This is a genomic window from Salinisphaera orenii subsp. halophila YIM 95161 (assembly GCF_003732545.1).
Taxonomy (GTDB): domain Bacteria; phylum Pseudomonadota; class Gammaproteobacteria; order Nevskiales; family Salinisphaeraceae; genus Salinisphaera; species Salinisphaera orenii_A.
This window is the reverse complement of sequence record NZ_AYKF01000066.1, coordinates 151,487-174,479: the sequence shown is the minus strand read 5'-3', so window position 1 is coordinate 174,479 and position 22,993 is coordinate 151,487. Positions and strand designations below refer to the sequence as shown.

22 protein-coding genes are annotated in these 22,993 nt (G+C 66.8%); 17 read left to right on the top strand and 5 right to left on the bottom strand.

The window, feature by feature from the left end:
* Positions 1-2: 2 nt before the first annotated feature.
* Complete coding sequence (locus SAHL_RS05550) at positions 3-896, bottom strand: NAD(+) kinase (RefSeq protein WP_123590401.1); 894 nt, start codon at positions 894-896, stop codon at positions 3-5.
* Positions 897-1,071: 175 nt separating this feature from the next.
* Between SAHL_RS05550 and grpE the strand changes: the two genes are divergently transcribed.
* The 10 genes from grpE (at position 1,072) to SAHL_RS05500 (ending at position 13,968) form a co-directional block, all read left to right on the top strand.
* The gene (grpE, locus tag SAHL_RS05545; protein WP_123590438.1) at positions 1,072-1,716 is read left to right on the top strand and encodes a nucleotide exchange factor GrpE; all 645 of its coding nucleotides are present in this window, start codon (positions 1,072-1,074) and stop codon (positions 1,714-1,716) included.
* Between the two features lie 111 nt (positions 1,717-1,827).
* Positions 1,828-3,780, top strand: coding sequence for a molecular chaperone DnaK (gene dnaK / locus SAHL_RS05540; protein ID WP_123590400.1), 1,953 nt, complete (start codon positions 1,828-1,830; stop codon positions 3,778-3,780).
* An 82-nt stretch (positions 3,781-3,862) separates the two neighbouring features.
* Positions 3,863-4,999: a molecular chaperone DnaJ gene (gene dnaJ / locus SAHL_RS05535; RefSeq protein ID WP_123590399.1), complete on the top strand. Its 1,137-nt coding sequence runs from the start codon at positions 3,863-3,865 to the stop codon at positions 4,997-4,999.
* Between the two features lie 15 nt (positions 5,000-5,014).
* The gene (dapB, locus tag SAHL_RS05530) at positions 5,015-5,839 is read left to right on the top strand and encodes a 4-hydroxy-tetrahydrodipicolinate reductase (protein ID WP_123590398.1); all 825 of its coding nucleotides are present in this window, start codon (positions 5,015-5,017) and stop codon (positions 5,837-5,839) included.
* Between the two features lie 109 nt (positions 5,840-5,948).
* Positions 5,949-7,085 (top strand): glutamine-hydrolyzing carbamoyl-phosphate synthase small subunit, encoded by a 1,137-nt coding sequence (gene carA / locus SAHL_RS05525; protein WP_123590397.1) that lies wholly within the window; start codon positions 5,949-5,951, stop codon positions 7,083-7,085.
* Positions 7,086-7,191: 106 nt separating this feature from the next.
* Positions 7,192-10,416, top strand: a complete 3,225-nt coding sequence (gene carB / locus SAHL_RS05520; RefSeq protein ID WP_123590396.1) for a carbamoyl-phosphate synthase large subunit — start codon at positions 7,192-7,194, stop codon at positions 10,414-10,416.
* A gap of 59 nt (positions 10,417-10,475) precedes the next feature.
* Positions 10,476-11,039 (top strand): diaminobutyrate acetyltransferase, encoded by a 564-nt coding sequence (ectA, locus tag SAHL_RS05515; RefSeq protein ID WP_221177852.1) that lies wholly within the window; start codon positions 10,476-10,478, stop codon positions 11,037-11,039.
* Between the two features lie 34 nt (positions 11,040-11,073).
* Positions 11,074-12,351: a diaminobutyrate--2-oxoglutarate transaminase gene (ectB, locus tag SAHL_RS05510; RefSeq protein WP_123590394.1), complete on the top strand. Its 1,278-nt coding sequence runs from the start codon at positions 11,074-11,076 to the stop codon at positions 12,349-12,351.
* 80 nt (positions 12,352-12,431) lie between these two features.
* Positions 12,432-12,824, top strand: a complete 393-nt coding sequence (locus SAHL_RS05505) for an ectoine synthase (protein ID WP_123590393.1) — start codon at positions 12,432-12,434, stop codon at positions 12,822-12,824.
* A 115-nt stretch (positions 12,825-12,939) separates the two neighbouring features.
* Entirely contained in the window at positions 12,940-13,968 is a 1,029-nt protein-coding gene (locus SAHL_RS05500) for an AI-2E family transporter (RefSeq protein ID WP_123590392.1), read from the top strand.
* On the opposite strand, the gene SAHL_RS05495 is transcribed toward SAHL_RS05500, so the two are convergent.
* On the bottom strand, positions 13,930-14,241 hold the full coding sequence (locus tag SAHL_RS05495; RefSeq protein ID WP_123590391.1) for a hypothetical protein: 312 nt from the start codon (positions 14,239-14,241) through the stop codon (positions 13,930-13,932). The genes SAHL_RS05500 and SAHL_RS05495 overlap by 39 nt on opposite strands.
* 89 nt (positions 14,242-14,330) lie before the next feature.
* On the opposite strand from SAHL_RS05495, the gene SAHL_RS05490 reads away from it, so the two are divergent.
* On the top strand, positions 14,331-15,059 hold the full coding sequence (locus SAHL_RS05490; protein WP_123590390.1) for an epoxyqueuosine reductase QueH: 729 nt from the start codon (positions 14,331-14,333) through the stop codon (positions 15,057-15,059).
* A 20-nt stretch (positions 15,060-15,079) separates the two neighbouring features.
* Here the strand turns inward: SAHL_RS05490 and SAHL_RS05485 are convergent, their stop codons facing one another.
* On the bottom strand, positions 15,080-15,472 hold the full coding sequence (locus SAHL_RS05485; protein WP_184947393.1) for a DUF4168 domain-containing protein: 393 nt from the start codon (positions 15,470-15,472) through the stop codon (positions 15,080-15,082).
* Positions 15,473-15,682: 210 nt separating this feature from the next.
* On the opposite strand from SAHL_RS05485, the gene SAHL_RS05480 reads away from it, so the two are divergent.
* Together SAHL_RS05480 and SAHL_RS05475 are read left to right on the top strand one after the other, a co-directional pair.
* Entirely contained in the window at positions 15,683-16,201 is a 519-nt protein-coding gene (locus SAHL_RS05480; protein ID WP_221177846.1) for an RNA polymerase sigma factor, read from the top strand.
* Positions 16,194-17,126 (top strand): hypothetical protein, encoded by a 933-nt coding sequence (locus SAHL_RS05475; protein WP_123590387.1) that lies wholly within the window; start codon positions 16,194-16,196, stop codon positions 17,124-17,126. The genes SAHL_RS05480 and SAHL_RS05475 overlap by 8 nt, the downstream gene beginning before the upstream one ends.
* A gap of 402 nt (positions 17,127-17,528) precedes the next feature.
* Here SAHL_RS05475 and SAHL_RS05470 read toward each other — a convergent pair whose 3' ends face one another.
* Positions 17,529-18,893, bottom strand: coding sequence for a glutamate--cysteine ligase (locus tag SAHL_RS05470; protein WP_123590386.1), 1,365 nt, complete (start codon positions 18,891-18,893; stop codon positions 17,529-17,531).
* Positions 18,894-19,072: 179 nt separating this feature from the next.
* Between SAHL_RS05470 and ubiA the strand changes: the two genes are divergently transcribed.
* The 3 genes from ubiA (at position 19,073) to greA (ending at position 22,007) form a co-directional block, all read left to right on the top strand.
* Complete coding sequence (ubiA, locus tag SAHL_RS05465) at positions 19,073-19,948, top strand: 4-hydroxybenzoate octaprenyltransferase (protein WP_123590437.1); 876 nt, start codon at positions 19,073-19,075, stop codon at positions 19,946-19,948.
* 88 nt (positions 19,949-20,036) lie between these two features.
* Positions 20,037-21,395 (top strand): adenosylmethionine--8-amino-7-oxononanoate transaminase, encoded by a 1,359-nt coding sequence (locus SAHL_RS05460; RefSeq protein WP_123590385.1) that lies wholly within the window; start codon positions 20,037-20,039, stop codon positions 21,393-21,395.
* Positions 21,396-21,524: 129 nt separating this feature from the next.
* Positions 21,525-22,007 carry a transcription elongation factor GreA gene (greA, locus tag SAHL_RS05455; protein ID WP_123590384.1) on the top strand — a complete coding sequence of 161 codons (483 nt, stop codon included), beginning with the start codon at positions 21,525-21,527 and terminating at the stop codon, positions 22,005-22,007.
* A 12-nt stretch (positions 22,008-22,019) separates the two neighbouring features.
* Here greA and SAHL_RS05450 read toward each other — a convergent pair whose 3' ends face one another.
* Entirely contained in the window at positions 22,020-22,304 is a 285-nt protein-coding gene (locus SAHL_RS05450) for a YhbY family RNA-binding protein (protein ID WP_123590383.1), read from the bottom strand.
* Positions 22,305-22,352: 48 nt separating this feature from the next.
* Here SAHL_RS05450 and SAHL_RS05445 point away from each other — a divergent pair, with 48 nt between their 5' ends.
* A complete protein-coding gene (locus SAHL_RS05445) occupies positions 22,353-22,970 on the top strand; it encodes an RlmE family RNA methyltransferase (RefSeq protein ID WP_123590382.1) in 618 nt (205 codons plus the stop codon).
* The last annotated feature ends 23 nt before the right edge of the window (positions 22,971-22,993 follow it).

Here is a 22,993-nt window from a genome sequence, read left to right as displayed (position 1 = left end):
GCTCAGGCCCGCGGCAGCTGCTGGCCGCGGCCCCACTGCAGCTTGTTGCGCAGGATGTTGAAGTAGTCGTAGCCGGGCGGATGGATCAGCCGAAGATCGTGATCGCCACGCTCGATCAGCACCCGGTCCCCGGGCTCCAGCGGCTGGGTCACCTGGCCGTCGCTGGTGAACAGCGCGGCGCCGTCGTGGCTGTCGGCCACGCGCACCTCGACGCGATGCGCGGCGTCCACGATCAGCGGCCGGTCGGACAGGGTGTGCGGGCAGATCGGAACCATCGCCAGGGCGGCCATGTCCGGATGCAGCACCGGTCCGCCGCCGGACAGCGCATAGGCCGTGGAGCCCGTCGGGGTGGCCACGACCATGCCGTCGGCGCGGTGATGGCTGATGAAGTCGCCGTTCATGTAGGTATCGAAATCGAGCACCCGGGCGAAGGCCTGATTGCGAACCACGCATTCGTTGAGCGCGGGAAAGACCTCGGGCTCGACGTGGCCGTCCGCACGCTGGATGCGCGCGCCCAGCATGAGCCGCGATTCGGCGATGTAGTGGCCGGCAAACACCTCGTCCAGGGTGGCGGCCATGTCGGCCGGAAGCACGTCCACCATGAAGCCCAGCCGGCCGAGGTTGACCCCGAGCAGCGGGGTGGCGTGGGCGGCCACGGTGCGCCCGGCATCCAGCAGGGTGCCGTCGCCGCCGACCACCACGATCAGATCGCAGGCCGCGCCCAGCGCGTCCCGCGGACAGGCCTCGACGTCGTCGCGCCCGTCGGCCTGCTCGGCGTCGGCGAGTACGCGCCGGCCGTGGCGTGCCAGAACCGCGACGAGCGTATCCAGCGTGTCGCGCACGGTCTCGTCGTGGCGCTTGGCGAAGATGCCGATGGTTGCGAACTCGTGCGCCATGCGCAGCCGTTGGCCGACGGGTGAATGGCGTAAGCATTCACGCCTTGGGTCATATTTTCAACGTGCGCGTGTCGCCGATGTGCTTGAAAAGCCGGGAGCGAGCCCAATGGTGGAGCGCATCGAGGTCGCGCAGGGCGCTTCGCGCGACGATGTCATCAATCAGCGGGGATTTGTCATGACCCAGAACGACAGACCAGGCCAGGTCGATCCGGAACGCACACCCCACGGCGAACAGGATGCCGCCGCGGAGAACGCGCCGCAGCCGGATATCGAGAACGCCCAGACCGGCGCCGAGGACTACGTCGATACCGGCGCAGCGAGCGCCGACAGCCTCGCCGAGACCGATGAGCTCCAGGCCGAACTGGATCAGGCGCGGGCCGAGGCCGAGCAGTATCGCGATCAGGCGGTGCGGGCGGCCGCCGAGATGGAGAACGTGCGCAAGCGCGCACAGCGCGACGTCGAATCCGCGCGCAAGTTCGCGATCGAGAAGTTCGCCGCCGATCTGCTCGGCGTGCGCGACAGTCTCGAACTGGGCCTCCAGGCGGCCGAGGAAGGCAACGGCGATTTCGACAAGCTCAAGGAAGGCATGGACATGACCAATCGCATGCTGGCCTCGAGCATGGAGAAGGCCGGCATCGAGGTGATCAACCCCGAGGGCGAGACCTTCAACCCCGAATACCACGAAGCCGTCTCGACCCAGCCCAGCGACGAGCTGCCCCCGAACAGCGTGGCCAGCGTCATGCAGAAGGGGTACACGCTCAACGGCCGCGTGCTGCGCGCCGCCATGGTGACCGTGGCCAAGCCGACCGGCGACAAATAGGCCGTGCCGGGCGCCCGGCGCTTGAAAAGCAGGCCGCGGCGCCCCAGATCGAAGTGCAAGTTGAATTGAAAAAGACGCTGCCAATGCAGCGCGAATCAGAGGGAATCAGACATGGGTAAGATTATCGGTATCGACCTCGGCACCACGAACTCGTGCGTCGCCGTGCTCGAAGGCGATCAGCCGAAGGTGATCGAGAACGCGGAAGGCGAGCGCACGACCCCCAGCGTCGTCGCCTTCACCGATGACGACCAGACGCTCGTGGGCCGTCCGGCCAAGCGCCAGGCGGTGACCAATCCGAACGACACGCTCTACGCGATCAAGCGTCTGATCGGTCGCACCTTCGACGATCCGACCACGCAGAAGGACATCGACACGGTGCCCTACAAGATCGTCAAGGCGGACAACGGCGACGCTTGGGTCGAGGCCGCTGGCAAGAAGATGGCCCCGCCGGAAATCTCGGCGAAAGTGCTGCAGAAGATGAAGGCCACCGCCGAGGACTATCTCGGCGAGAAGGTGACCGAAGCGGTGATCACGGTGCCGGCCTACTTCAACGACAGCCAGCGCCAGGCGACCAAGGACGCCGGCCGCATCGCGGGCCTGGACGTCAAGCGCATCATCAATGAGCCGACCGCGGCCGCGCTGGCCTATGGCCTGGACAAGAAGGGCGGCGACAAGAAGATCGCGGTCTATGACCTGGGCGGCGGCACCTTCGACATCTCGATCATCGAGGTGGCCGAGGTCGACGGCGAGCACCAGTTCGAAGTGCACGCCACGAACGGCGACACCTTCCTCGGCGGCGAGGACTTCGACAACAAGATCATCGATCACATCGCCGACGAGTTCGAGAAGGAGCAGGGCGTCGATCTGCGCAAGGACAAGCTGGCCCTGCAGCGGCTCAAGGAAGCCGCCGAGAAGGCCAAGATCGAGCTCTCCTCGACGCAGCAGACCGAGGTCAACCTGCCGTACGTGACGGCCGATCAGTCGGGTCCGAAGCACCTGAACATGAAGATCACCCGGGCCAAGCTCGAGAGCCTGGTCGAGGATCTGGTCGCCCGTACGATCGACCCGTGCCGGACCGCGCTCAAGGATTCGGGCATGAAGGCCTCGGACATCGACGACGTGATTCTCGTCGGGGGCCAGACCCGCATGCCAGCCGTGCAGGAAGCGGTCAAGAGCTTCTTCGGCAAGGATGCCCGCAAGGACGTCAACCCGGACGAAGCCGTGGCCGTGGGTGCCGCCATTCAGGGTTCGGTCCTGTCGGGCGACACCAAGGACGTGCTGCTGCTGGACGTGACCCCGTTGAGCCTCGGTATCGAGACGCTCGGCGGCAAGATGACCAAGCTCATCGACAAGAACACGACCATTCCGACCCGCAAGTCGGAGACGTTCTCTACCGCCGAGGACAACCAGCCGGCCGTGACCGTGCACGTGCTCCAGGGCGAGCGCGAGCAGGCCTCGGCTAACAAGTCGCTGGGCCGCTTCGATCTGTCGGATATCCCGCCGGCACCGCGCGGCACGCCGCAGATCGAGGTCACCTTCGACCTCGACGCCAACGGCATCCTTAACGTCTCGGCCAAGGACAAGGCCACCGGCAAGGAGCAGTCGATCCAGATTCGCGCCTCCTCCGGTCTGTCCGACGAAGAGGTCGAGCAGATGGTCAAGGACGCCGAGGCGCACGCCGAGGAAGACGCCAAGTTCAACGAGCTGATCGAGGCGCGCAACCAGGCGGATGGTCTGATCCACGGCATCGAAAAGTCCATGCGTGATCTCGGCGACAAGGTCACCGAGGACGAGAAGAAGCCGATCGACGACGCCATCGCCGAACTGCGCGAGGCGCTCGAGAGCGACGACAAGGACGACATCGAGGCCAAGACGCAGAAGCTGTCCGAAGCCTCCGCGCCGGTCATGGAAAAGGCCTACAGCCAGAGTGGCGAGGCCGAAGGCGGCGCCGAGGACGGCGAGCAGACCAAGCAGAGCTCGCAGGACGATTCGGACGACGTGGTCGACGCGGACTTCGAGGAAGTCAAGGACGACGACAAGAAGTCGGGCACCAACAACTCGTAGGTCCCCGACGCGTCGAGGCTTGAAGCGCCGGGGCAGCGCCATGCGTTGCCCCGGTATTTTTTGATACCGGGCTTTCTCCATTATGGCGAAACGCGATTATTACGACGTGCTGGGTGTGTCCAAGGGCGCATCCAAGGACGACATCAAGAAGGCTTATCGTCGGCTGGCGATGAAGAACCATCCGGACCGCAATCCGGATGACACCGAGGCGGAGGCGCGCTTCAAGGAGGCTTCGGAAGCCTATGAAGTGCTTTCTGACGACCAGAAGCGTCAGGCCTACGACCAGTTCGGCCATGCCGGGCTGGGCGGCGCCAGCGGTGGCGGCGGCGGTCCCGGCGCCGGGGCCGGCGGCTTCGGCGACATCTTCGGCGATATCTTCTCCGATATCTTCGGTGGTGGCATGGGCGGCGGTCGCTCGCGCGCTTCCCGCGGGGCCGATCTGCGCTATGACCTGGATCTCGATCTGGAGACCGCCATCGAGGGCGATACCGTCGAGATCCGCATCCCCACGCTGGAGCAGTGCGAGGGCTGCGGCGGCGACGGCGCGGAACCCGGATCGCCCGTGGACACCTGCGGCACCTGCCAGGGCATGGGTCAGGTCCGGATCCAGCAGGGCTTCCTGTCGATCCAGCAGACCTGCCCGGATTGCCACGGGTCCGGCAACAAGGTGCGCAATCCCTGCCGCAAATGCGGGGGCGAAGGGCGCCGCCAGTCCTCGAAGACGCTGTCGGTCAAGGTGCCGCCGGGCGTGGACAACGGCGACCGGATCCGGCTGTCCGGCGAGGGCGAGGCCGGCGAGATGGGCGGCCCCACGGGCGATCTGTACGTACAGATCAACGTCAAGCCGCACGAGTTCTTCGTCCGCGACGGCAACAACCTGCGCGCGAATGTGCCGGTCGACATGATCACCGCCGCGCTCGGCGGCGACATCGACGTGCCCACGCTCAAGGGCAAGGTGTCGCTGCGGGTGCCGGCCGAGACCCAGTCCGGCAAGACCTTCCGCCTGCGCGGCAAGGGCGTGCAGTCGGTGCGGACCTCGTCGCCTGGCGATCTGTTGGTCAAGGTCAGCGTGGAAACGCCGGTCAATCTCAACGCCAAGCAGAAGAAGATGCTCGAGGAGCTGCAGGAGTCGCTCGAGGCGAGCGGCCGCAGCCACAGTCCGGCGACGACCTCGTGGCTGGACAAGGCCAAGCGCTTCTTCGGCGAGCATCTGGGCTAGAGCGAGGAGTTCGACATGGCGAAACCGGTGAAGGTCGCGATCAACGGGGCGGCCGGTCGGATGGGGCGTGAACTCGTCATCGCCTGTCTGCGCAACGAGGCGCTCGCGCTCGCCGCCGCCTTCGAGGCCCCGGGCAGCGAGGCCATCGGCCGGGACGCCGGCCGGCTGGCCGGCGCGGACGATGCGGGCGTGGCGGTGGATTCGGCCGCCGACCGCGGCGATCGTGACTTCGACGTGCTGGTGGATTTCACCCGCCCCGAGCCGTGTGTCGAAGCGCTCGACGACTGCGTGGCGGCCGGTGCGGCCATCGTCATCGGTACGACGGGTTTCGACGACACGCAGCTCGAACGCATCGATGCGGCCGCCGAACGCATCGCCTTGGTGATGGCGCCGAACTTCAGTGCCGGCGTCAACTTGTCGCTTAAACTGCTTGAAATGGCAGCGAAAGCACTCGGGGATTCGTTCGACATCGAAGTGCTCGAGGCGCACCACCGACACAAGGTCGACGCCCCCTCCGGCACGGCGTTGCGCATGGGCGAGGTGCTGGCCGAGGCGACCGGGCGCGAGCTGTCCGACTGCGCCGTCTATGCCCGCCAGGGCCATACCGGAGAGCGCGAGCGCGGCACCATCGGTTTCCAGACCCTGCGCGGCGGCGACATCGTCGGCGAGCATACGGTGCTGTTCGCGGGCGACGGCGAACGGCTGGAGATCACGCACAAGGCCTCGTCACGACAGACCTTTGCCGGCGGGGCCATGCGCGCGGCCGGCTGGGCCGCGTCGCGTCCGCCGGGCCGCTACGACATGAACGACGTGTTGGGCATCGCCGAACGGGCGGACTGAAGCCCGCGATTGCACCGCACCGGCTGGCGAGAGCGCCGGCGAGCGGCTATACTCTCGCCGCCTGCGGCCATGCCGGCACTGCCCAGAACACAGCGTCACGGAGTCATTGTTGCGCCCGACAGCCCTGCTTGCGCTTGAAGACGGTAGCCTCTTTCATGGACGCGCCATCGGTGCCACCGGCACCACCGTCGGCGAGGTCGTCTTCAACACCGCGATGACCGGTTATCAGGAGATCCTGACCGACCCGTCCTACCGTCAGCAGATGGTCACGCTGACCTATCCGCATATCGGCAATACCGGCGCCAACGCCGAGGACATCGAATCGGATCGCGTCCAGGCCGCCGGCTTGATCGTTCGCGAGGTGCCGCGTGCGCCCAGCAACTGGCGTACCGACGGCGGCCTGATGGCCTATCTCGAGTCCAACGGCGTGGTCGGCATCGGCGACATCGATACCCGTCGCCTCACGCGGCTGCTGCGCGAAAAAGGCGCGCAGAACGGCTGCATCATGGCGGGCGAGGGCGTCGACGAGGCGGCGGCGCTGGCCGCGGCGCGCGACTTCCCGGGCCTGAAGGGCGCGGACCTCGCGGCCGAGGCCGGCACCCGCGAGCGCTACGACTGGGACCAGCCCAGCTGGGTCGGGCCCAACGACACACACGCGCCGGCGACGCCGACCCATCACGTCGCCGTCTACGACTACGGCGTGAAGTACAACATCCTGCGCCGTCTGGTCGACTGCGGCGCGCGCGTCACCGTGGTGCCGCCGCGCACGCCGCTGGCGGAGGTGATGGCGCTGGGTGTGGACGGGGTGCTGCTGGCCAACGGGCCGGGCGATCCGGAGCCCTGCGATTACGCGATCGCCACCTGCCGTGAGCTGATCGAACGCGGCGTGCCGACGCTCGGCATCTGTCTCGGCCACCAGATACTCGGGCTCGCCGCGGGTGGCCGCAGCTTGAAGATGAAGTTCGGTCATCACGGGGCCAACCATCCGGTGATGGACGTGAACACCGGCGAGGTGCTCATCACGAGCCAGAACCACGGCTTCGCCGTGGACGAGGCCAGCCTGCCGGACACCGTTCGCGTGACCCACCGCTCGCTGTTCGACCAGACGCTGCAGGGCATCGAGATCGTCGGTAAGCCGGTGTTCTCGTTCCAGGGCCACCCGGAGGCCAGCCCGGGCCCGCACGACGTGTCGCCGCTGTTCGCGCGCTTCATGCGCACGATGGAGTCGCATCGACCCGCCGGCTGAATGCTGTGGAATCAGCATCAGAAACATGACGCAACCGATTGAACCGAAAGCGTAGTCGACAGGGCGTGCCCGAGGCGCGCCCGCGCTGAAAACGAGCACCCAAGCCATGCCGAAACGCGAAGACATCCGGACCATCCTGATCATCGGCGCCGGGCCGATCGTCATCGGCCAGGCCTGCGAGTTCGACTACTCCGGCATGCAGGCCTGCAAGGCGCTCAAGGACGAGGGCTTCCGGGTCGTGCTGGTGAATTCGAATCCGGCCACGATCATGACCGACCCGGAGACGGCCGACGCAGTCTACGTCGAACCCATCACCTGGCGCACCGTCGAGCGCGTCATCGAAGCCGAGAAGCCTGATGCGCTGCTGCCGACCATGGGCGGTCAGACCGCGCTGAACTGCGCGCTCGATCTGTTCAACAACGGCGTGCTCGCCAAGCACGGCGTGGAGATGATCGGCGCCTCGCGCGATGCCATCGACATGGCCGAGGATCGCAACGCCTTCCGCGAGGCGATGACCGAGATCGGCCTCGCGACCCCCGAATCCGCGGTGGTGCACTCGGCGGCGGAAGCCGAGGCGGTCCAGGCGCGGATCGGTTTCCCACTGATCATGCGGCCGTCGTTCACGCTCGGCGGCACCGGCGGCGGGATCGCCTACAACCGCGAGGAATTCGACGATCTGCTCGCGCGCGGCCTGGAGCTGTCGCCGACCAACGAAGTTCTGCTCGAACAGAGCGTGCTCGGCTGGAAGGAATATGAGATGGAGGTCGTGCGTGACCACGCCGACAACTGCATCATCATCTGTGCGATCGAGAACGTCGACGCCATGGGCGTGCATACCGGCGACTCGATCACGGTCGCGCCGGCGCAGACGCTGACGGACAAGGAATATCAGGTCATGCGCGACGCCTCGCTGGCCTGCCTGCGCAAGATCGGTGTGGATACCGGCGGCTCGAACGTGCAGTTCGCCATCAACCCCGCCGACGGCAAGATGATCATCATCGAGATGAACCCGCGCGTGTCGCGCTCCTCGGCGCTGGCCTCGAAGGCGACCGGCTTTCCGATCGCCAAGGTCGCGGCCAAGCTGGCCGTCGGCTACACGCTGGACGAGCTCAACAACGAGATCACGGGCGGCGCGACGCCGGCCTCGTTCGAGCCGTCCATCGACTATGTCGTCACGAAGATGCCGCGGTTCACCTTCGAGAAGTTTCCGGCCGCCGACAATCGCCTGACCACGCAGATGAAATCGGTCGGCGAAGCGATGGCGATCGGGCGCAACTTCCAGGAATCGCTGCAGAAGGCGATGCGCAGTCTCGAGATCGGTTCCGACGGTTTCGAGCCGAAGTTCGATGATGTGACGACGAGCGCCGTGCAGGACACGCTGCGCAGCGAGCTCTCCACCCCGCGTGCCGAGCGGCTGTGGTACGTGGGTGACGCCTTCCGCGCGGGCTTCTCGCTGGCCGAGGTGCATCGACTCACGCACATCGACCCGTGGTTTCTGGATCAGATCGCCGAGATCATCGAGATGGAGATGGCCCTGTCCACCTCCACGCTCGCGGATCTCGATGCGCAGACGCTGCGGGCCTACAAGCGCAAGGGCTTCTCCGACCTGCGTCTGGCCGACCTGCTCGGCTGTGACGAATTCGCCGTGCGTCGGATGCGCCTGCAGCACGACATCGTGCCGGTCTACAAGCGCGTCGATTCCTGCGCGGCCGAGTTCCCGACCGCGACCGCCTATCAGTACTCGTCCTATGACGAGGAAAGCGAGGCCAATCCCTCGAATCGCGACAAGATCATGGTGCTCGGCGGCGGGCCCAACCGCATCGGCCAGGGCATCGAGTTTGACTACTGCTGCGTCCATGCCGCGCTCGCCATGCGCGACGACGGCTACGAAACGATCATGGTCAACTGCAATCCGGAGACCGTGTCGACCGACTACGACACCTCGGACCGGCTCTACTTCGAGCCGCTGACCTTCGAGGATGTCATGTCGATCATCGACGTGGAAAAGCCCAAGGGCGTGATCGTGCAGTACGGCGGCCAGACGCCGCTCAAGCTCGCCCGCCGTCTGGAGGCCGCCGGCGCGCCCATCATCGGCACCGCTCCGGATTCGATCGACCTGGCCGAGGATCGCGACCGCTTTCTCAATCTGGTCAACAAGCTCGGCCTCAAGCAGCCGGCCAACCGCTCCGCGCGCTCCGAGGCCGAGGCCATGCGCCTGGCCGAGGAGGTCGGCTTTCCCATGGTCGTGCGGCCGTCCTACGTGCTGGGCGGACGTGCCATGGAGATCGTCTACGAGCCGGAGGATCTGCAGCAGTACATGACCGCGGCGGTGAAGGTCTCGCCGGATTCGCCGGTGCTGCTGGACCGTTTCCTCGAGGATGCGATCGAGCTGGACGTGGACGCGATCTGCGACGGCAGCGACGTGTTCATCGGCGGCATCATGGAACACATCGAGCAGGCCGGCGTGCATTCGGGCGATTCGGCGTGCAGCCTGCCGCCGTACAGCCTGGGCGCCGAGGTCCTCGACGAGGTACGGCGCCAGACCGCGGCGCTGGCGCGCGGGCTGTCGGTGGTCGGCCTGATGAACGTGCAGTTCGCGATCCGTGGCGGCGACGTCTACCTGTTGGAGGTCAATCCGCGCGCCTCGCGCACCGTGCCGTTCGTATCCAAGGCCACCGGCGTGCCGCTGGCCAAGATCGCGGCGCGCTGCATGGCCGGCAAGACGCTGGCCGAGCAGAACGTCGGCGCCGAGCGCGTGATCGAGCATTTCGCGGTCAAGGAGGCGGTGTTCCCGTTTTCCAAGTTCCCGACCGTCGATCCGCTGCTGGGACCCGAAATGAAGTCCACCGGCGAGGTCATGGGCGTGGGCCGGACCTTTGGCGAGGCGTTCGCCAAATCGCAGCTGGCCAGCGGGGTCGGGCTTCCGGAGGGCGGTACCGCGCTGATCACCGTGCGCGACGCCGACAAGCCCCATGCGGTACGTCTCGCGCGCGAGCTGGTGGCAGCCGGCTTCGATCTGGTGGCCACCCGCGGCACGGCGGCCGTGATCGAGGCCGAGGGCATCGCGGTGGCGCGCGTGAACAAGGTCAAGGAAGGGCGCCCGCACATCGTGGACATGATCAAGAACGGCGAGATTCAGCTCGTGGTTAACACCACCGAAGGCAAGCGCGCGATCGAGGAGTCGCGTTCGATCCGCATCACGGCGCTGCGCTACAAGGTGGCCTACTTCACGACGATCGCGGGCGCCCAGGCCACCTGCACCGCGCTCACCGACGATCGCCACGGCCGCGTCTATGCTCTGCAGGCATTGCAGGATGCGATCGCGGTCTGAGCCGGGCGGTGAGAAAATCTGCGGCGAAGCCGCTATAATGTGGGCAAACGAAAACCGAACTGAACGTTATTTCCGACACGATTGACCCGGCCTCGAAAGAGGTCCGCTTCCGCTCTCCGTTCAAGGAAGACGGCGCCGACATTCTCCAGCTCGTTCGCGATACGGGCGTGCTCGACGTCAATTCCGTCTATGCCTATCTGCTCGTGGGCGAGCACTACTCGCAGACGAGCGTGGTCGCCGAGGTCGGCGATCAGCTGGCCGGTTTCATATCGGCCTACTGCCCGCCGAGCAAACCGGACACGGTGTTCGTGTGGCAGGTGGGCGTCGCCGAGGCCGGCCGCGGTCGCGGCCTGGCCACGCGCATGCTCTACGAGATCCTCAAGCGACCGGCCTGTTCGCACGTGCGCTATCTCGACACCACCGTGGGGCCGACCAACGAGGCGTCCATGGCGCTCTTCCGCGGCTTCGCCGCCAAGCTCGACACCCGGTGCGAAGAGGAGGAGCTGTTCGCCAGCGAACTGTTCGGCGATCACGAAAGCGTCGACGGCGAACCCCACGAGCCCGAAATTCTCTTCCGTATCGGCCCCTTCGATACCGCGGCGATCCGCGAGTCGGCCGAATAGGACATTCATCCGAGCAGTCGCTCAGGAGCAAGTTATGGAAACCATCAATCGTCTCGAATCCGAAGTGCGCGGGTACGTGCGTGGCTTCCCGACGGTCTTCACGACCGCCAAGGGCAACCGCATGACCGACGAGAACGGCGACGTCTATCTCGATTTCTTCGGCGGCGCCGGCGCGCTCAACTACGGCCACAACGACGAAGTGATGAAGAAAGCCCTGCTGGATTACATCCAGGGCGACAACATCTGCCACGGTCTGGACATGGCGACCGCGGAGAAAGTCAATTTCCTCGAGACTTTCGAGCAAGTGATCATGAAACCGCGGGGCATGGACTACAAGATCCAGTTTCCGGGGCCGACCGGCACCAACGCCGTGGAAGCCGCACTCAAGCTGGCCCGCAAGGTCAAGGGCCGCAGCGGCGTGCTGTGCTTCACCGACGGCTATCACGGCATGACGCTGGGCGCGCTCGCGGTGACCGGCAATTCCGCCAAGCGCGGCGGCGCCGGGGTCGATCTGCAGGACACGCACTCGCTGCCGTTCTGCGACTATTTCCGCGATGGCCGCGACACCGCCGCCGATCTCGAGTACATGCTCAAGGACGGCTCCAGCGGGCTTGAAAAGCCGGCCGCCGTGATCCTCGAGACCGTACAGGGCGAGGGCGGCATCAACGTGGCCAGCGACGAGTGGCTGCGCGAGATCGAGCGCATCTGCCGCGAGCACGACATGCTGCTGATCGTCGATGACATCCAGGCCGGCGTCGGCCGTACCGGCCCGTTCTTCTCGTTCGAGCCCTCGGGCATCAAGCCGGACATCATCACCGTGTCCAAGTCGCTGTCCGGCTTCGGCCTGCCGCTGGCGATCACCATGATCCGCCCGGATCTGGATATCTGGGAGCCCGGCGAGCACAACGGCACGTTCCGTGGCAACAACCACGCCTTCGTGACGGCCGTCGCCGCGATCAATCACTACTGGCGCGACGACGCCTTCGAGAAGGAGATCCTTCGCAAGGGCGAGCACATGCGCAAGCGCCTGAACGAGATCGTGGACAGCCACCCCGGCTTCAACGCCGACGTACGCGGACGCGGCATGTTCATCGGCGTGGACTGCGAGATCGCCGAAATCGCCGATGACGTGGCGGCCGAATGCTTCAAGCACAAGCTGCTGCTGGAAACCGCCGGTCCCCGCGACAGCGTGATCAAGTTCATGCAGGCCGTGAACACGAGCGATGCCGATATCGACGAAGGTCTGGATATCGTCGCCGACGCGGTTCAAGCGGTCCTCGACAAGCACGGGTTGGCCCAGGGCGCGGCCTGATACGTCGAGGCGCGTCGCAGCCTGAGGCGCGTGCTGTAGGATACATTGGTGTCGATCACCTCAAGACGCTAGGAGTCCCGATGAAGATTGTGCGTACCGAAGACCTGCGCGGCACCGACCGCGAGGTCGTCAGCCCGGACGGCTGGACCAGCGTGCGTTGGCTGCTGGCCAGCGACGGCATGGGCTTTTCGTTTCACGAGACCACGTTCCCGCCCGGACTCGAGTTCGACATGTGGTACAAGTACCACTACGAAGCCGTGTTCTGTTATCAGGGCGAGGGCACGCTCGTGAACCGCGATACCGGCGAAGAGCACAAGATCGAGCCGGGTACGGTGTATGCGCTCGACAACCACGATCGGCATACGCTCAAGGCTAAGACCGAGCTCAAGCTGGTCTGCGCCTTCAACCCGCCGGTCACCGGTCGCGAGATCCACGACGAGGACGGCGCCTACGTTCCGCCGCAGGATCAGTAGGCGGCGCGCGCCGATGCGCTGACACGCGTCACGACCCCGGTCCGCGGACCGGGGTTTTTTTTGCCGCGAGCCGGCCGGTCCTCGGCCGCGGCGTCCATCGGCAGGGAGCCCGAACATGCGTTCGACGCCAACCCCGCTGCTCGTCGCCGGACTCGTGCTGGCGACGCTGTTTGCACTGAATTCGTTCCCTCAGCTGACGTCCGTTCTGCTGCTCGTGTTCTCGGGCGTCATTCTCGCCGTGCTCCTGGATGCGGCGACCCAGGCGATGCAGCGCGTTCTGCCGGGCGGTCGCGTGCCGGCCTATGCGGCGACCCTGGCAGCGATCACACTCATGTTCGTGTTGATCGCGCTGTGGATCGGGCCCCGGATCGATCAGGAGATTCCGCGACTGATCGAGCGCATGCCGGAAGCCTGGGACAGCCTGCGCGCGCGCGTGAACAACTTCGAGATGCTGCGCGGCATGCTCGATGATACGGCGCAGCCGATCGATTGGTTTGCCGGCGGCACGCGTGTCTTCAGCGTCGTGTCATCGACCTTCGGCGGTATCTTCAACGTGTTCGTGGTGATCTTCGTCGGTATCTACGCCGCTGCCTCACCGCGGCGCTATCTGTCGCTCGGTCGCGATCTGATGTCGCGCGAGAGCCGGGACAGGCTGGGCGTCGTGGCGCGGGAGCTCGCCCACGAACTTCGGCTGTGGCTGCTCGGTCGCGGCCTGTCGATGGCCATCGTCGGCATCGCGACCGGTATCGGCCTGTTCGCGATGGATGTCTCGCTCGCGTTCACGCTCGGGCTCTGGGCCGGGCTGGTCTCGTTCGTGCCCTATATCGGCCCCCTGATCGGCGTGGTGCCCGCGCTGCTGATCGCGGCGGTCGAGTCGCTCGGACTGGCCGGCTGGGTGCTGTCGCTCTATATCGTGATCCAGGCCTTCGAAAGCACGGTGCTCACGCCGCTCATCCAGCAGCGTGCGATCGCGCTGCCGCCGGTGGTTCTGATCTCGGCCCAGCTCGTTGGCGGCGTGCTCATGGGCCCGCTCGGCGTGCTGCTGGCCGCCCCGATGGTGCTGACCGGTGCGGTCACCACGCGCGTGCTGCGCGCGGCCGATCGATCAGACGGTCAGCCCGCCGACAAAGGCGCCGGCGAGTAGCGGCAGGCTCTGGATCACGATCAGCAGGAACAGGCTCGCGCTCGCGATCGCGCCGATGATCGGCAGGCCGCTCAGTGCGGCGCCGAAGGCGAACAGCACGAAGCAGAGTATGGCGGCCGGCAGCACGGCGGCGACCAGCCCGCGCCCGGCGCTGCCGGCACTGCGGCCGCCGATGAAGCCGGCCAGCAGCGGGCCGATCAACGGCAGCCAGAACAGCAGAAGCGAAATGACGGCCATCCAGATCATGGCCATCACGATGCTGCCTTGTTTCATGTCCACTCCCGGTCGTTCGCGGCGTCGTGGACGGACGCCGATGTAATACGGACAATGGGCGATTATCGCATCGCAAGCGGTGACTGCCCATGAACCCGTATAGCCTGGATCGCTACGAGCGTCCCGAGATCGAGCCGCCCAGCACGGATTCGCGACTGCTCATGCATTCCTGCTGCGCGCCCTGCGCCGGCGAGGTGCTGGCTGCAGTGAAGGCGTCCGGCATCGACGTCACGGTCTATTTCTACAATCCCAACATCCACCCGCAGGCCGAATACGAGATGCGCAAGGCCGAGGATATCCGCTACTGCGAGCGGCTCGGTATTCCGCATATCGACGGCGATTACGACACCGACAACTGGTTTGATCGCATTCGGGGGCTGGAGAACGAGCCCGAGCGCGGCCGGCGCTGCACGGTCTGTTTCGACATGCGCTTCGAACGCACGGCGCTGTATGCGGCCGAAAACGGTTACGGCCTGATCTCGAGCACGCTGGGTATCTCGCGCTGGAAGAACATGGCGCAGATCAACGAGGCGGGCGTGCGTGCGACTTCGCGCTATCCGGAGGTCCGCTACTGGACGCTGAACTGGCGCAAGAAGGGCGGCGCCGCGCGCATGATCGAGATCGCCAAGCGGGAAGCGTTCTATCAGCAGGAATACTGCGGCTGCGTGTACAGCCTTCGTGATACCAACCGCCATCGGCAGGCCCAGGGGCGGCCGCGGATTCAGAAAGGCGTGAAGTTCTACGGTCGTGAAGCCATTTCGGGCAGTGCGCCCGGTCGAGGGGAATACCCGAGCCTGAAGAATCCGGCCGGCGAGTAGCCGGCCGGAGATCCGGTCGACTAGCGCATGTCCTGCACGCGCTTGGCGAATTCCGGATTGGACTGCGCCGCCTTGGCGATGCCGTTGTACTCGTCGACGGACAGGCCGCTGTCACGCACGGCTTCGACCATCTCCTGAGTCGCTTTTTGGCGATTCTGCATGGCCTTTTCCTGGCTCTCGGCGTTCTGCAGCTTGTCCTGCCAGTCCTTGCGGACCTCGCGCACGTCGGACTGGGCCTCCGAGAACTTCTCGAGCTGTGCGTCCGAGACCTCGGACGGGTCCGGCGCCTGGATACGGGACTGTGCCTGGGCCTGGGCGCCACCACCACCGCCGCCCTGGGCGAATACCGGCGCGGCGACGAACAGGCTGGCGCCGAACAGCGTTGCGGCGATGATGCGACTGGTTGCGTTCATGGCAACTCCTTGCATAGAGAATGTGGGCGTGATCAACGACCCCGCCACGCACACCAACGACCGCGATCGCCAATCGGTTCCATCGAGTGGCGATCGAGACGCGATGGAACCGCGGCGGCACCCGGACCGTTAGTCTTACTGAGCGCGCTGCATGTGATCCGCCGAGTCGGGCCTTGATGCATCGCGACGACCCCAGCGGGGAGACAGGATTTGATCGACCCAGACATGATCGACGCGGAGATTCCACATCTGCGCCGCTACGCGCGAGCCCTCGTGCGTGAGCGCGAGGCCGCCGACGATCTCGTGCAGGACACGCTGGAGCGCGCCTGGCGCAAACGCGTCCAGTGGCGTCCGACCGGCCGGCTGCGAAGCTGGCTTTTCCGGATGCTCTATCGCCTCTATCTCGATCGACGGCCGCAGCTGCAGCGGGCGCACCGCAATCTGATCGCGCTCGACGATGTGCGCCCGCCGGCGGCCGCCGATATCGACGCCGACGCCTCGCTGCACTGCCGCGAAGTGCTCGCGGCGATCGACGCGTTGCCCGAAAAGCAACGTGCGATCCTGCTGCTGGTCGCGCTCGAGCAGCCCAGCTACCGCGAGGGTGCACGCGCACTCGGTCTGCGTGTCGGCACGTTCAGGTCACGGCTGTCGCGGGCCCGCGAGCAGCTCAACGAACGACTCGTCTCGGCGGCGGAACCGACCCCGACACGCGAGGATGCCAATGGCTGATACCGATGCACGTGATCGCGAGTATCCGTACGAAGACGCCGTATCGTTCTATGCCGGTCGTCTCGCGTCCAGTCGTGAACGCAGTACCCTCGCCTGGGTGACGGCCCATCCCGACGCGGCGGCCCGTGCGCGCCGCGACGCGGCGATCGAGCAGCGTATCGCACGCCAATACGAGGCCGTGCTCGACGAGCCGATACCACCGCGTCTGCTGCGGTACGGCCATCGACGGCGCGCGCGCTGGCCCATGCGTATGGGCACCGCCGCTGCGGTGGCGGTGGCCGCGGGTATCGGCTGGTGGGGCGGCACCCAGCAGATGCCGTCGCCGGAGCGTGCCGACGGGTTCGTCCAGCGCGTGGCCGCGGCGGCGGACGGTGACGGGCCGGATGGAACGCCGGTGGTGTCGACCGCGGGCGCGCAGACCTCGCCCGGGGGCGGGAACGCCCTGCCGGCACCGGATCTTGGTGCGCAGGGCTACGATATGGTCGCGAGACGGCATGTGGATGATGCCGGGGGCGGTCGAGACCTCGGGGAATTCGTCTACGAGAACGATCTCGGTCAGCGCGTGCGGCTGTTCGCGCAGCGGCGGGAGCCGGTCGGTGAGCCGTCGCCGCGCGTGTCTTTCGAGGGCGGCCGCCCGCTGGCGCGCTGGCAGGCCAACGGCGTGGATTATGCTTTGGTGGGCGAGATGCCGGCGGACTCGCTCCGTTCGCTCGCGCGGATCGCGGCTGCCGGCCGCCCGGCCGAACCCGCGCCCGTACAACCGGTGGGCAGGCCTCTGCCCTCGAAGCAGGGCCCGGCCTGGCGCGTCGGTGACGATCCGCCCCTGGACTCGATGCCTTCGGCCACGCCGGGTGTGACGCCGCGCGAGCGGATGATCCCCGCCGCCGATGGCGGCGGGGGCGTCCAGCCCCAGGGGCAGATGTAGTCGCATCCGGACGCCCGTCGGTTCGGCCGGCTGAGCAACGCCCCGGGACGTCGAGTACAGCTGCAGGAGCCGATGCGAAGCGGCGTCGCGCTCGCGAGCTCGCGCGGCATCAAGGTTTGGTAAGACGTCATGCAGACATCGCGTTGGCCACGCCTATCGTGTCCTGAGCGATGCGCGCTGTCGGTCGCGGCGCGCCACGATTCGGACGTGCAGCGCCGACGGCCGAAGGTTGATGGGCGACTGAAACCGAAAGAACCAGCGCCCGTGACTGTAGATCCACGATCTGCGCCTATCCAGCGTTGCCGCAGGCGGGCCGAGATGACGGCACGCCCGCGGCGCGGACTATGCCACGCCTTGCCGCGTGAAAGCGCTCGGCGCGGTTGGGCGGGGTGCCAGTAGTTCCTAGTAGGCGAACTCGGTGAACACTGGGTCCACCGACTGGTTCCAGCGGCCGTGATACAGCGCCAGCAGATGCTCAGCCGGTGTCACGCCCGTCTCCGCGATTTCGGCTAGCCCCTCTAGATAGATCGTTTCGTCGCGATCGCGGGCGTCGAGCCGGCCCCGGCGGCGCAGGCCCTCGATCGCGATCGCCACGACTTCACGGGCGATGTCGCCGAGGGTGCCGTCGCGGAACGGCGTTTTCAGGCCGTGGATCGGCGCTTCGGCTCGTAGGGCGTTGCGCTCTTCGCGGGTGAAGTCGCGGCACAGCGCCCAGGCGGCCTCGAGTGCGTCGCTGTCGTAGCACAGGCCCGCCCAGAGCGCCGGCAGGGCGCACAGCCGGCCCCAGGGGCCGCCGTCGGCGCCGCGCATCTCCATGAAGCGCTTGAGACGGACTTCCGGGAACAGCGTGGTCAGATGGTCGTCCCAGTCCGACATGGTGGGGCGCTCGCCGGGCAGCGCCGGCAGACGGCCAGCCATGAAGTCGCGGAACGACTGGCCGGAGGCATCGATGTAGTGGCCGTCGCGGTGGACGAAGTACATCGGCACGTCCAGCGCGTACTCCATGTAGCGCTCGAAGCCCATGTCGTCGTCGAAGACCCAGTCGAGCATGCCGCAGCGATCGGCGTCGGTATCGGTCCAGATCTGGCTGCGATAGGAGACGAAGCCGTTCGGGCGGCCTTCGGTGAACGGCGAGTTGGCGAACAGCGCGGTGGCCACCGGCTGCAGCGCCAGGCCGACACGGAATTTCTTGATCATGTCGGCTTCGGAGCCGTAGTCGATGTTCACCTGCACGGTCGAGGTGCGCAGCATCATGTCGAGCCCGAGCGTGCCGACCTTCGGCATGTAGGCCTTCATGATGTCGTAGCGCTGCTTGGGCATCCACGGCGTCTGAGCCCGCGTCCACTTGGGCTGGAAGCCCAGCCCGATGAGGCCGACGTTGAGCTCGCCGGCGACTTCCTTGACCTGGCGCAGATGGGTCTGGACCTCGTCGCAGGCCTCGTGGATCGTCTCCAGCGGCGCGCCGGCGAGCTCGAGCTGGCCGCCGGGCTCGAGCGTGATGTGACAGCGGCCGAGTTCGAGGGCGACGACGCGGCCGTTCTCGCGCATCGGCTCCCAGCCGAAACGCTTGAGCTCGTGCAGAAACGCCTCGATGCCGCGCTCGCCCTCGAAGGGCAGCGGACGCAGCGTCTCGCGATCGAAGACGAACTTCTCGTGTTCGGTGCCCAGACGCCAGCGGCTCGGCGGCTTGCAGGCATTCTCGAAATACTCGACGAGCTGGCGTCGGTCGGTGATCGGCGCGCCGCCGGATTGCGATGGAGCGGACATGACATCTCCCAGACCGGCGATGCGCCGCGCGGGCGCCGGGGGCGCGGTCGTACTGCATTCGTGATTTGCAGCATGGTAACGTTAAAACGGTTTCCAAGGGGTAGCTGCCTGATGCAACCATCGTTGAATGGCTGTCGCTGTAGCGGCTGTGCGTGGATCCCGGAAAGGGCGGCCCGGGCATGAGCACGCTGCCGCTGGCCGCGGATCGTCTGGGCTGCTATCTGCGGCTGACGCGCCTGAACAAGCCGATCGGCATCTTTCTCGTCGTCTGGCCGATGCTCTGGGCGCTGTGGTTCGCCGCGCGCGGGGTGCCCGATCCCTGGGTGCTCGCCGTCTTCGTTCTCGGCGCGATCCTCATGCGCTCGGCCGGCTGCGTGATCAACGACTTCGCCGACCGCGAGATCGACGGCCACGTCGAGCGCACCAAGGCGCGGCCGCTGGCCACCGGCGAGGTCTCGTCGCGGGAGGCGCTGGCGCTGTTCGCCGGCCTCTGTCTGCTGGCGTTTCTGCTCGTGCTCACGCTGAACCGGCTCACGATCGCCATGGCCTTCGTCGGCGCGGGGCTGGCAACGCTCTATCCCTTCACCAAGCGGGCCACGCACTGGCCGCAGATGTTTCTCGGCGCCGCCTTCGGCTGGGCCGTGCCGATGGCGTTCGCCGCCGAGAGCGGCGGGGTGCCGGCCGGCGGCTGGACGCTGTTCGCGGCCACGCTGATCTGGGCACTGGTCTACGACACCTTCTATGCGATGGTCGACCGCGACGACGATCTGAAGATCGGCGTGAAGTCGACCGCCATCCTGTGGGGCCGCCACGACCGGTGCATCATCGGCTGCTTTCAGGCGCTGTTCTTCGCGCTCCTGGTCGGCGTTGGCCTGCAGTTCGGCATGGGCGCGCTCTATTACCTGGGCCTGGTCGCGGCCGTCGGCATGGCGGGCTATCACCAGTGGCTGACGCGTCACCGCGATCGCGCCGCCTGCTTCAAGGCGTTCATGCAGCACAACGTGCTGGGCGGCGTCGTCTTCGCGGGCATCGTGGCCGATTTCGCGCTCGGTTGACGACGGCCCCGTCGCCACCGGCCAACGTCCATCCAACCCGTTCGGCCACCGGGGCCGTGCGGGCGATTTTCAATCGAACAGGGCAATCATGACCAACGACGAACTCATCCGGCGCGATCTCGCCACCGTCTGGCACCCGTGCACCCAGATGAAGGATACGGAAACGCTGGCGCCGATCCCGATCCGGCGCGGCGAGGGCGTCTGGCTGGAGGATTTCGACGGCAACCGCTATATCGATGCGGTGAGTTCGTGGTGGGTCAACATATTCGGCCACGCCAATCCGGCCATCAACGACCGCATCAAGATGCAGCTGGACACGCTGGAACACGTCATGCTCGCGGGGTTCTCACACGAGCCGGCGGTCGAGCTCGCCGAGCGGCTGATCGCGGCCACACCCGCCGGGCTGACGCGGGCGTTCTACGCCGACAACGGGTCGGCGGCGGTCGAGGTCGCGCTCAAGATGAGCTTCCACTATTGGCGCAACACCGGTCACGGCGACAAGACCCGCTTCATCAATCTCAGCAACAGCTATCACGGCGAGACCCTGGGCGCGCTGGCGGTCGGCGACGTCGCCCTCTACAAAAAGACCTACGAACCGCTGCTGCTCAAGCCGCTGACCGCACGCGGGCCGGACTGCTACCACCGCGAGCCGGGGGTGAGCTGGGCCGAGCACAGCCGCGCCGTGTTCGCCGACATGGAGGCGCTGCTCGCCGAACACGCGCACGAGACCTGCGCGGTCATCGTCGAGCCGCTGCTGCAGTGCGCCGGCCACATGCGCATGTACGATCCGGTCTATCTCGAGCTGCTGCGCGAGGCCTGCGACCGGTACGGCGTGCATCTGATCGCCGACGAGATCGCGACCGGTTTCGGCCGCACCGGCACGCTGTTCGCCTGCGAGCAGGCCGGCGAGGGCGGTATCAGCCCCGATTTCATGTGCGTGTCCAAGGGGCTGACCGCAGGCTATCTGCCGCTGTCGGTCACCCTGACCACGGAGGATGTCTACCGGGCGTTCTATGACGACTACGCCAACATGTCGGCGTTTCTGCATTCGCACTCCTATACCGGCAATCCGCTGGCCTGCGCCGCCGCGCTGGCCACGCTCGACGAGTTCGAGCGCCGCGACCAGATCACGGTCAACCGCGGTCTGGCCACGCACATGGCCAACGCGCTCGCGCCGCTGGCTGAGCATCCGAACGTGGCCGAGGTCCGCCAGGTCGGCATGGTCGCGGCGGTCGAGCTGGTGGCCGACAAGGCGACGCGCACGCCCTTCGACTGGCGCGAGCGGCGCGGCCTCGATGTCTACCGCCACGCCCTGACCCGGGGCGCGCTGCTGCGCCCGCTCGGCGACGTCATCTACTTCATGCCGCCCTACGTGATCACGCCGGAACAGATCGATCATCTGGCCGCGGTTGCCGCCGAGGGCATCGAGCGCGCCGTCTCGACTTGAGCGCCGCGCGCTGCTAGCCTTCGAGTCACATGCGGCCTGCGGGTTTGCATGCCAACCGAATTCGAACCGAGACGGTCGCCGCAACGGGCGGCCGTTTTGTTTTAGGCCCCACCCTTCGAGGGACGACCTATGGATAGAACACCGTTGACCGAAACCGGCGCCGAGGCGCTGCGGGACGAGCTCAAGCGGCTCAAGAAGGTGGAGCGCCCGCGCATCGTCGCTGCGATCGAGGAAGCGCGCGCTCACGGCGATCTCAAGGAGAACGCCGAATATCACGCCGCCAAAGAGGAACAGGGCTTCAACGAAGGCCGCATCGCCGAGATCGAGGGCAAGCTCGCCAGTGCTCAGATCATCGACGTGGCCCGGGCCGGCGCCCAGGCCAACGGCCGGGTGGTCTTCGGTGCCACGCTGGATCTCGCGGACGAGGACACCGGCGAGGAGTTCACCTATCAGATCGTCGGCGAGGACGAGGCCGACATCAAGCGCGGCATGCTGTCGTTCGCCTCGCCGATCGCGCGGGCGCTGATCGGCAAGACCGAAGGCGATGTCGTCGAGGTCGAGGTGCCCAGCGGCCAGCGCACGCTCGAGATCGTCAAGGTGCGTTACGCCTGAGCCCGGCCCGCGTCAGCCGTCGTCGGGCCGGGGGCGATAGATCGTGGCGGTACGCCCGATCTGCTGCACACAGGCCGCTTCGAGGTTCGTGCACACCGTGTCGATCTCCGCGCGGCGCGCGTCCCGCCCATCGACCGCGAGCTTGATCTTGACCAGTTCGTGGTCGGTGAGCGCGCGATCGATCTCGGCGAGCACCGGTTTGCTCAGGCCCGCGGCGCCGGTCTGCACGATCGGCTTGAGGTGGTGGGCCTGCTTCTTGAGCGCGCGGCGCGTGTCGGAATCCAGCGTCAGGGGCATTCGGGAGAGGATCGTGGCGATGGGCGATGAGCGCGCAGTATACGGGCCATGAGCAAGCGCAGCGACACGCGCCGCTGGCTGGACCGGCATCGCAACGACCCCTATGTGCGCGCCGCGCAGGCGGACAACTATCGCTCGCGCGCGGTGTACAAGCTAGCCGAGGTCGACGAGCGCGACGGCCTGCTCGCCGGCAAGCGCTGCATCGTGGATCTCGGCGCCGCGCCGGGCGGCTGGAGTCAGTACTGCCGGCGTATGCGTCCCGGCGCGCGGGTGCTCGCCTTGGATCGCCTGTCCATGGCGGCCATCGAGGGCGTCGAGTTCCTCGAGGCCGACTTCGCGGAGCAGCCGGGCCTGGATGCGCTGCTCGCCGCGCTCGATGGGCAGGGGGTCGATCTTGTACTCTCCGACATGGCCCCCAACTTATCCGGCATCAAGGTATCGGATCAGGCCGGCGTCATGCAGCTCGCGGAACTGGCGCTCGATCTCTGCGGTCAGGTGCTCGAGCGCGGCGGCGATCTGCTGATCAAGGTCTTTCAGGGCGAGGGTTTCGATGCGCTGCTCGCCGACATGCGCGCGCGCTTCGATCGCGTCGCGGTGCGCAAGCCCAAGGCGTCGCGCGATGCCAGCCGCGAGATGTATCTGGTTGGGCGCGGCTGGCGTACGTGAACAACGCGATGAGCGCGCGGGCC

Bases quoted from the DNA above. Each gene is read 5' to 3' on its own strand.
- SAHL_RS05550 (WP_123590401.1), bottom strand. From the start codon at position 896: ATGGCGCACGAGTTCGCAACCATCGGCATCTTCGCCAAGCGCCACGAC.
- grpE (WP_123590438.1), top strand. From the start codon at position 1,072: ATGACCCAGAACGACAGACCAGGCCAGGTCGATCCGGAACGCACACCC.
- dnaK (WP_123590400.1), top strand. From the start codon at position 1,828: ATGGGTAAGATTATCGGTATCGACCTCGGCACCACGAACTCGTGCGTC.
- dnaJ (WP_123590399.1), top strand. From the start codon at position 3,863: ATGGCGAAACGCGATTATTACGACGTGCTGGGTGTGTCCAAGGGCGCA.
- dapB (WP_123590398.1), top strand. From the start codon at position 5,015: ATGGCGAAACCGGTGAAGGTCGCGATCAACGGGGCGGCCGGTCGGATG.
- carB (WP_123590396.1), top strand. From the start codon at position 7,192: ATGCCGAAACGCGAAGACATCCGGACCATCCTGATCATCGGCGCCGGG.
- ectB (WP_123590394.1), top strand. From the start codon at position 11,074: ATGGAAACCATCAATCGTCTCGAATCCGAAGTGCGCGGGTACGTGCGT.
- SAHL_RS05505 (WP_123590393.1), top strand. From the start codon at position 12,432: ATGAAGATTGTGCGTACCGAAGACCTGCGCGGCACCGACCGCGAGGTC.
- SAHL_RS05500 (WP_123590392.1), top strand. From the start codon at position 12,940: ATGCGTTCGACGCCAACCCCGCTGCTCGTCGCCGGACTCGTGCTGGCG.
- SAHL_RS05495 (WP_123590391.1), bottom strand. From the start codon at position 14,241: ATGAAACAAGGCAGCATCGTGATGGCCATGATCTGGATGGCCGTCATT.
- SAHL_RS05490 (WP_123590390.1), top strand. From the start codon at position 14,331: ATGAACCCGTATAGCCTGGATCGCTACGAGCGTCCCGAGATCGAGCCG.
- SAHL_RS05485 (WP_184947393.1), bottom strand. From the start codon at position 15,472: ATGAACGCAACCAGTCGCATCATCGCCGCAACGCTGTTCGGCGCCAGC.
- SAHL_RS05475 (WP_123590387.1), top strand. From the start codon at position 16,194: ATGGCTGATACCGATGCACGTGATCGCGAGTATCCGTACGAAGACGCC.
- SAHL_RS05470 (WP_123590386.1), bottom strand. From the start codon at position 18,893: ATGTCCGCTCCATCGCAATCCGGCGGCGCGCCGATCACCGACCGACGC.
- ubiA (WP_123590437.1), top strand. From the start codon at position 19,073: ATGAGCACGCTGCCGCTGGCCGCGGATCGTCTGGGCTGCTATCTGCGG.
- SAHL_RS05460 (WP_123590385.1), top strand. From the start codon at position 20,037: ATGACCAACGACGAACTCATCCGGCGCGATCTCGCCACCGTCTGGCAC.
- greA (WP_123590384.1), top strand. From the start codon at position 21,525: ATGGATAGAACACCGTTGACCGAAACCGGCGCCGAGGCGCTGCGGGAC.
- SAHL_RS05450 (WP_123590383.1), bottom strand. From the start codon at position 22,304: ATGCCCCTGACGCTGGATTCCGACACGCGCCGCGCGCTCAAGAAGCAG.
- SAHL_RS05445 (WP_123590382.1), top strand. From the start codon at position 22,353: ATGAGCAAGCGCAGCGACACGCGCCGCTGGCTGGACCGGCATCGCAAC.